This window comes from Variovorax sp. WDL1, assembly GCF_001541225.1.
Classification (GTDB): domain Bacteria; phylum Pseudomonadota; class Gammaproteobacteria; order Burkholderiales; family Burkholderiaceae_C; genus Variovorax.
Window position 1 is genome coordinate 51,990 of record NZ_LMTS01000132.1, and the last position, 1,552, is coordinate 53,541.

The 1,552-nt window shown below is 73.2% G+C and carries 1 protein-coding gene; it reads right to left on the minus strand.

Annotated elements, in window-relative coordinates; translation table 11 throughout:
• The coding region (locus APY03_RS44040) for an ABC transporter permease (protein WP_232324329.1) at positions 1-1,349 on the minus strand (1,349 nt) is incomplete at its 3' end.
• Between the last annotated feature and the right edge of the window lie 203 nt (positions 1,350-1,552).

The following is a 1,552-nucleotide window of genomic DNA, read 5'->3' on the forward strand; positions in this document are numbered from 1 at the left end:
CGGTCGTAGAGCAGCGCGATCAGCCAGGGCAGGGCCGCGATGCCGCCCACCAGCAGGAAGCCCACCGAGAGGTACGCCGCGATCGGGATGCCGAAGACCGCTGGCGCCGTGGCCAGCGCGATGCCCGCGGCGACCAGCAGCAGCGCCAGCTTGTGCGCGCCGCCTTGCGCCTGCGCCGCGCCCAGGCCCTTGAGCGTCTGCGCCTCGGGCAGCGCCTGCGCCGCGCGCGCGGGCCACCAGCCGCCGACCGCCGCGGCCAGCAGGCCCAGGCCGCCGTAGAGCAGGGCCGGCCCCCAGCGCCAGCGCAGCGTCGGCGCCACGCCCTCGAAGTAGCCGCCGCCGAGGTCGCCGCCCAGCACCCGCAGGCCGAAGGCGGCGAGCGCGGTGCCGAGTGCAAGACCTGCGATGCTGCCGATCAGGCCCAGCGCCAGCGACTCGGCCAGCACCAGCCGCAGCCGCTCGCGCGGCGTGAGCCCGAGCACACCCAGCAGCGCGAACTGCTGCGCGCGCTTGGCCACGCTCAAGGCCAGCACGGAGAACACCAGGAAGGCGCCGGTGAACAGCGCCACCAGCGCCAGTACCGTGAGATTGACACGGTAGGCCCGCGAGAGATTGCTCACGCGCTCGGCCGCGTCGCCGGGCTCGGCGATCTGGAGGTTCGCGGGCCAGCCCGGCGATTCGCGCAGCGCGCGCATGAAGGCCGCGCGGTCGGCGCCGGGCGCGAGCCGCAGGTCGATGCGGGTGAGCTGCCCGGCGCGGCCGAACAGGTCCTGGGCCGCGCCGATGTCCATCACCGCCAGCGCGGCGCCCCCGGCCGCGACTTCACCTGCAATGCGCAGCTCGCGCGTCCGGGTACCGATGCGCAGCGTCAATCGGGTCGCGCTTTCGCCGATCGCGTTGCGTGCAGCCGCGTTGAGGAACACCGTGTCCGGCGCGAGCAGGGCGAAGCGGTCGGCGCCGTCCGCCGGCCGCGGCATCAGCGCGGGTGCGATCGTGGGCAGCACCAGCGCATCGACGCCGAGCACCCGCAGCGGCACCCGGCGGGCGTCGCCGGCCAGCGCAAGGGCCTGCGTTTCCAGCACCGGGCTGGCGAGTTGGACCTGCGGCATCTGTCCGACACGGCCGAACAGCGACTCGTCGAAGCTGCCCTGCGCGGCGCGCAGCTCGAGGTCGGGCTGGCCGTTGACCGAGCGCACCGCGCTGGAGAACTCGTCCAGCGCCGAGGCGTTGATCAGGTGCACCGAGAAGGCCAGCGCCACGCCGAGCATGACCGCCAGCACGGCAGCGGCGCTGCGCCAGGGGTGGTGGCGGAGTTCCTGCCAGGAGAAGGTGCGGAGGAGGGCGCGCATCTGCCCGTCATTGTGCGTGACGGGTTCGGGCCACTGTAAAGCTTGCAAATTGTCGCGAAGTACACTGCCCCTCATGGCGCGACAGCAACATCGCGAGCCTCGAACCAACCCGCTTGCCGTACTTGCGCGCCTTGCCCTCCCTCCAAACTCCACGCTGGTACGCTGGCGGCTTCGCAGCCGAGCCGGCGGTACTGGCTGTTCTG